The organism is Kangiella sp. (assembly GCF_014762745.1).
Lineage (GTDB): Bacteria > Pseudomonadota > Gammaproteobacteria > Enterobacterales > Kangiellaceae > Kangiella.
The window spans coordinates 1-6,273 of record NZ_JABURJ010000072.1 but is presented as its reverse complement, the minus strand read 5'-3'; the positions used below and the strand labels follow the sequence as shown (position 1 = coordinate 6,273).

Annotated in this window: 4 protein-coding genes; all 4 read right to left on the bottom strand. The window is 47.7% G+C overall.

Annotation, left to right across the window (positions count from 1 at the left end):
* Positions 1–49 precede the first annotated feature (49 nt).
* The 4 genes from putA to HUJ19_RS05255 all read right to left on the bottom strand — a co-directional run bounded on the left by putA (position 50) and on the right by HUJ19_RS05255 (position 6,078).
* Entirely contained in the window at positions 50–3,208 is a 3,159-nt protein-coding gene (gene putA / locus HUJ19_RS05270) for a bifunctional proline dehydrogenase/L-glutamate gamma-semialdehyde dehydrogenase PutA (RefSeq protein ID WP_290622657.1), read from the bottom strand.
* Positions 3,209–3,275: 67 nt separating this feature from the next.
* Positions 3,276–3,866, bottom strand: coding sequence for a TIGR04211 family SH3 domain-containing protein (locus HUJ19_RS05265; RefSeq protein ID WP_290622656.1), 591 nt, complete (start codon positions 3,864–3,866; stop codon positions 3,276–3,278).
* A 243-nt stretch (positions 3,867–4,109) separates the two neighbouring features.
* Entirely contained in the window at positions 4,110–5,390 is a 1,281-nt protein-coding gene (locus HUJ19_RS05260; RefSeq protein WP_290622655.1) for an inorganic phosphate transporter, read from the bottom strand.
* A gap of 13 nt (positions 5,391–5,403) precedes the next feature.
* Positions 5,404–6,078, bottom strand: a complete 675-nt coding sequence (locus HUJ19_RS05255; protein ID WP_290622654.1) for a TIGR00153 family protein — start codon at positions 6,076–6,078, stop codon at positions 5,404–5,406.
* Positions 6,079–6,273 lie beyond the last annotated feature (195 nt).

Genomic DNA, 6,273 nt, shown 5'->3' with positions numbered 1-6,273 from the left:
AAAAAAAGGGCATCAAATGGTGATGCCCTTTAGTTTACCTTGAAACGGCTTAATCGCCTAACGACAGCAGGGTAGCGTTACCGCCAATCGCTGCAGTGTTATTGGTGCGAGTATGCTCGGTGGCAAAGCGGTGCAGATAGAATGGGCCGCCTGCTTTTGGACCAGTACCTGACAGCCCCTGACCACCGAATGGTTGCACACCCACGGTTGCGCCAATCATGTTGCGGTTGATATAGACGTTACCGACGCGTGCACGCTTATCAATGTAAGTCGCGGTGCTTTCGTTGCGTGAATGGATACCGAGGGTCAAACCAAATCCATAGCCGTTGATCTGGTCGATGACCTGATCCAGCTCTTTAGATTTGTACTTGATAACATGCAGAATCGGGCCGAACCACTCTTGAGTCAAGTCATTGATATGATTGATAAAGAAGGCTGTTGGCGCGAGGAAGCAACCTTTCTCAAGACCTGCTGGCATAGGCGTTTCTGCAATCAGATTGCCGGTTGCGCGCAATTGCTCAACATGGCCTGCCAACTCTTCGCGAGCTACCGCATCAATAACCGGGCCAACGTCAGTTGATAAATCGGTTGGGTCGCCCAGCTTAAGTTCCTGCATCGCACCAGAAAGCACTTCCAGGATACGGTCTGCAACATCTTCCTGTACATAAAGCACACGCAAGGCAGAACAACGCTGGCCGGCACTGGTGAAGGCTGACTGAATAACATCGGCAACCACCTGCTCAGGAAGTGCAGAGCTGTCCACGATCATGGCGTTCTGACCACCGGTTTCAGCAATTAGTGGCGACAACATGCCGTCACGAGTAGCCAAAGTGCGGTTGATGGTTTGTGCCGTTGAGGTTGAACCAGTGAAGGCAACACCAGCAATGCGAATATCGGACAACACCACTTTACCGAAGGTTGAGCCACGGCAAGGCACAAACTGAAGTACGCTGGTTGGAACGCCAGCCTGATGCATCAATTGCACCGCGCGATAAGCCACCAAAGTAGTTTGATCGGCGGGCTTAGCTAGAACAGTATTACCAGCAACCAAGGCTGCTACTACCTGACCTGTGAAAATGGCCAACGGGAAGTTCCATGGGCTGATACAGGCAAATACACCACGCCCTTGAAGGTAAAGATGATTACTCTCACCTGTAGGTCCCGGAAGAGTGATTTCCTGGCCAAAATCTTTGCGCGCGTTATTGGCATAGTAGCGACAGAAGTCTACTGCTTCACGAACCTCGTCAATGCCATCTTGTAGTGTTTTACCACCGTCGCGGCTACACAAGGCTATCAATTCTGCTTCGTTTTCTTCAAACACATCGGCAATTTTCTCAAGAATTTGAGCGCGTTGTTCAACCGGTGTCATATCCCATGCAATGAAGTTCTTGTGTACGATGGTTAATGCATCTAAAGCCAACTCTTCGCTGACCTTATGGACAGTACCGATCTGATGAGTATTGTCATAAGGGCAGAACACGGCTTCTTCGTTAGTGGTAATTTCTTTACCGTCAATAATGGGCTTGGCGTGCCATTGATTGTCTAAATACTGTTGTACGTTTTGCATAAAAGGCTCGATCTGGCTGTTAATGTGGAGATTAGTACCTGCTGAGTTCACGCGGTCAGGACCATAGATATGAGGTGGCAATGGAATGCGATCATTGTGCAGCGTCGGGTAACGCTTGAGCACAAGACACGGATGCTCAACCAGGCTCATCACCGGAGTGGCTTTATCCACCAGCTGATGAACGAAGGAAGTATTGGCACCATTTTCCAATAGGCGACGCACCAGGTAAGGCAGCAAATCTTTATGGTTTCCAACTGGCGCATAAATACGGCACTTCAAACCGGGATAGCGTTCCAGTACCTTGTCATACAGAATTTCACCCATACCATGTAGACGCTGGAACTCAAAGTCACGACGTTCGCCCGCCATCTCCATAATACTGAAAACGGTTTGTGCGTTATGAGTCGCAAACTGAGGGTAGAAACTGTCTTTAGTGCTCATGATAAAGCGCGCGCAGGCAAGATACGAAACATCGGTACCGGCTTTACGGGTAAATACCGGATAGTTGCTCAGGCCTGCCTGTTGCGACCACTTGATCTCTGAATCCCAGTAAGCACCTTTAACCAGACGGATCGGAATGCGACGACCGTGTTTGCGTGCCAATGCATCCAACCAGCCTAGAACCGGCAATGCACGTTTTGAGTAGGCCTGAACCACCATGCCCAGACCAGACCAGTCCTGGCATATTTCCGAAGTATAAAGTGCTTCGAAAATATCCAGCGACAGTTCCAGACGATCGGCTTCTTCGGCATCAATGGTCACTGCAACATCCAGCTCACGTGCCTGCTTGACCAGCTTCAACAAGGTCTCAACCATTTCGGTCATGACGCGATCTTTCTGACCCACTTCATAACGCGGGTGCAGCGCTGATAGCTTGATCGAAATACTCGGTGCTAATTGGCCTTCTTTAACTTTGACCTGGCCAATTTCCTGAATCGCTTTGCTGTAGGCTTCGTAGTAACGGTGAGCATCCTGTGCGGTATATGCGGCTTCACCCAACATGTCAAATGAATGGGTATAGCCTTTCTCAACGCTTTTCGCGCCACGCTTCATGGCTTCTTTGATGCTGCGGCCAAGCACGAACTGGCGACCCATTAAACGCATCGCCTGATTCATGGCCTGGCGAATCACCGGCTCACCAAACTTGGCAATCAGCCCTTTTAATAAAGTATCAGGTTTACCGTCACCGTCCTGATCAACGTCGACGATTTTGCCGGTCAACATCAGGCCCCAGGTCGAGGCATTAACCAGAATCGATTCACTTTGACCGGTATGTTTTTTCCACTCAGCAGCGCTAAGCTTGTCACGAATCAGTGCATTAGCAACATTGGCATCAGGAATACGCAACAGCGCTTCCGCCAGACACATCAGAATCACACCCTCCTTGGTACTCAGACTGTATTGCTGCAAAAAGGCTTCAACACCTTCTCTCGACCTGCTGCTCTGGCGAATTTCTTCTACCAGTTGCGAAGCCTGATGAGTAATGATATTTACGGTTTTGTCGTCAGGAGTAGCGAGCTCTAACAATTCTTGTAAGTAGCCCGATTCATCGACAGAGTAATTTTGGGTGATAATTTCCTGCCACTCGCTCAGCGAGAGTTGCTGATAGGAATCTGACAGGATTTGACTGGCTTTAAACATTACGGCAATTACCTAATAACAATGTACTTTTACAGATCCGAGGATTGCAAAGTACCACCTGAAAACGTCAACGCCAACCGGAGCGCTGACGGCGTTTCATGCTAACGCGGGATAGTACCCAGCTGATTAGCATGCCCACTAGCAGGACTAATGCGCCTGCGTAAAACACATCGCTGTGAAAACGATCTTTTAACAGTTCGTTTTGCTGGCGAAGTTTATCCGACTCATTTTGCAGTTCGGAAACCTGTTGTTGCAGCTGATCGTTCAGCGCAATGACATTCTCTTTATCAGCGATCTGCTGTTTGGTTTGAGCCAATTCCTGTTTCAGGGCGTCATGCTCAATTTGCAGCTCTGCATATAAAGCCTGCACCGTTGGCTGATCAGTAATGTATTGGCTTTGAATCCAGCCTTCATCACCGCCTGCGGTGCGCACCTGGCTACTGTCGTTTTCAGTATCGGTGGCTAAAACTTCGATAGGGGTTCCGGCCATTAAACGACCAATGACTCGATAACGATTGGTCGGGCCGCTACGCATAATGACACCGATGTCATCGGACACATAATAGTTGCTTTGAGCGGCTGTGTTTTGAGCTGGATCAGCTGCTGGTGCAAACTGGCTTGTAGTCAGCAGTAAAAACACTAAAAGTAGACGAAACATACACTATCCTAACGGTTAAATTTTGAGCTTAATCGTAAATAAAGGGGCAAGTATATAGCAGGTCAAAGAATGGGGGAAGGGTTGTCGCTAAGACTAATGTGCAGATTGTTTCGGGTGTTTTATGAGGGTATAAAAAAAAGGCCTTAAGTCATTGAATTAATAGACTTAAGGCCGTTTTAAAGAAAGTGTTAATCAGCCCGCAAACAGGCTAATTAGTAACACTTTTTAACACTATTGCGCGGATTAGACCGTAAATAGTGCTTTAAAGATAAAGAAGAAGATCACGGATAGAATCGCACCAGCTGGTAGCGTAACAACCCATGATACAAAGATGTTGCGCACAACACCGAGATTCAGAGCTGCGATACCGCGTGCCATACCAACACCTAACACTGCGCCAACCAATGTTTGTGTGGTGGAAATTGGCAGGCCTGCACCACTGGCGATAATAACCGTTGAAGCTGCCGCCAACTCAGCCGCAAAACCGCGACTCGGAGTCAGGTGAGTAATCTTTTTGCCGATGGTGGCCATTACGCGGCTACCGAGAACAATTAGACCAATCACAATACCGATAGCACCGACCAGCAAAATGCGTGGGTCTACGGTTGCCTTGGCACCAATTTCACCGCCACTTTGAATCACACTGACAACCGCTGCCAATGGACCAATCGCGTTCGCAACGTCGTTTGAGCCGTGAGCGAAAGCCATACCACAGGCGGTTACAATCATTAAGACAGCGAATACTTTCTCAACGCTGGCAAAGTGATAGTCTTTATCGGCTTCTTCTTCCAGCTTAATTCGACTAATAAAGAGCGCGCCAATGATTGCAATAATGGCTCCCACTCCAATCGCGATAAGATAGACTTCTGCAAGGCTTAAGCTAATGTCTTTATCTTTAAAGACATGCTTTAAGCCTTTCATGATTGTTACCAGCGCAATTACAAAACCAGCCAGGAACATATAGAAAGGCACATATCGCTTAGCCATCTGGAACGGGTTGTCAGTGTTGAGAATCAGCTTTTGTACGCTGAGAACGATAAGGAAGGCGATAACACCAGCGATAAATGGTGTGACTACCCAGCTACCAACGATGGAGCCCACTTTGGCCCAGCTTACCGCGTTAACACTCACGCCAACTGCAGCAAAACCGACAATCGCACCAATGATGGAGTGAGTAGTCGAAACTGGCCAGCCAAGCCTTGAGGCTAATACCAACCAGATACCCGCTGCCAATAATGAAGACATCATGCCCAGAATCAGCAAGTCAGGCGCACCTTCAAAATATGCCGAGTCAATAATGCCTTTACGAATGGTCTGGGTCACTTCACCACCAGCCAGGTACGCACCTGCAAATTCGAAGATGGCAGCAACAAAAATGGCCTGTTTCAAGGTTAAAGCTTTGGCTCCAACCGATGTTCCCATAGCATTGGCAACATCATTGGCACCAATACCAAACGCCATTAAAAAACCAAATGCTACCGCTATCCAGATAAAAGTATCTGCGTTTTGTAATATGAAATCCACGACTCCCCCCGGTTTATCGAGCTATCATCATTTCAAGGCGTGAACCGACGCTTTGAGCGCTGTCAGCTAAATCACCGATTTGTTGTACTACCTTATACATAAACATCACCTGTACAGGGGGTAGTTCGTTTTCCTGCTCAAAAATTTTGAACAGTAATTCACGTTGTAAGTCGTCTGTATCGTTTTCGATCATGTCTAACTGATCAATCATTTCTTCGACCAGACTAGCTTCACGGCCTCTAAAGCCAGTTGCCAATAATTCATCCAGTTCATTGATGGCTTTAAACGCTTGCGCTGAAGCGTCTAATGAGCGCTGAATCAGGCCCATCAGGTCATCATTTACGTTTGCTGGAAACTGCATTTTGCGGGCAAATACCATACCTGCAATATCACGTGCGATATTGGCAATCTTGTCTTGTTTACTGAGAAGGGCGAGAAGGTCGGTACGGGCAACAGGTAGGAATAAGCCTTTTGGAAGGTGCATGCGCAGGTCATGCTTTAAGTCATCCGCTTCATTTTCCAGTTCACGGATGCGGGTTCTTAGTTGGTCTGCCTTATCCCAGTCGCCATCAATAGTGGCCTGGAAAAAGTTTTTCAGCTCAGAAGCACATTCATGAACTTTCGCCATATGATCCTGCATAGGACGAATAGGTGATGACGCAAAAAGGTCTAAAATCGAATTAGCCATGTATCCCCCAATGGATTGTCTGGGCCAACAAGTAAAGGTGCACATTATAAGCAAGCAAGCACTCGCATACCAGACTTAACGATTGGCAATTCCCAATTCGCGCTGTAAACTGCGGTGAATGACTCAAACGAAACTGAGTAGAACATAAGGCATGTCGATCGAAATAGAAATAAAACTATCAGCGACGCCCGACAA

Coding starts and splice junctions, on each gene's coding strand:
- HUJ19_RS05265 (WP_290622656.1), bottom strand. CDS start 3,866: ATGTTTCGTCTACTTTTAGTGTTTTTACTGCTGACTACAAGCCAGTTT.
- putA (WP_290622657.1), bottom strand. CDS start 3,208: ATGTTTAAAGCCAGTCAAATCCTGTCAGATTCCTATCAGCAACTCTCG.
- HUJ19_RS05255 (WP_290622654.1), bottom strand. CDS start 6,078: ATGGCTAATTCGATTTTAGACCTTTTTGCGTCATCACCTATTCGTCCT.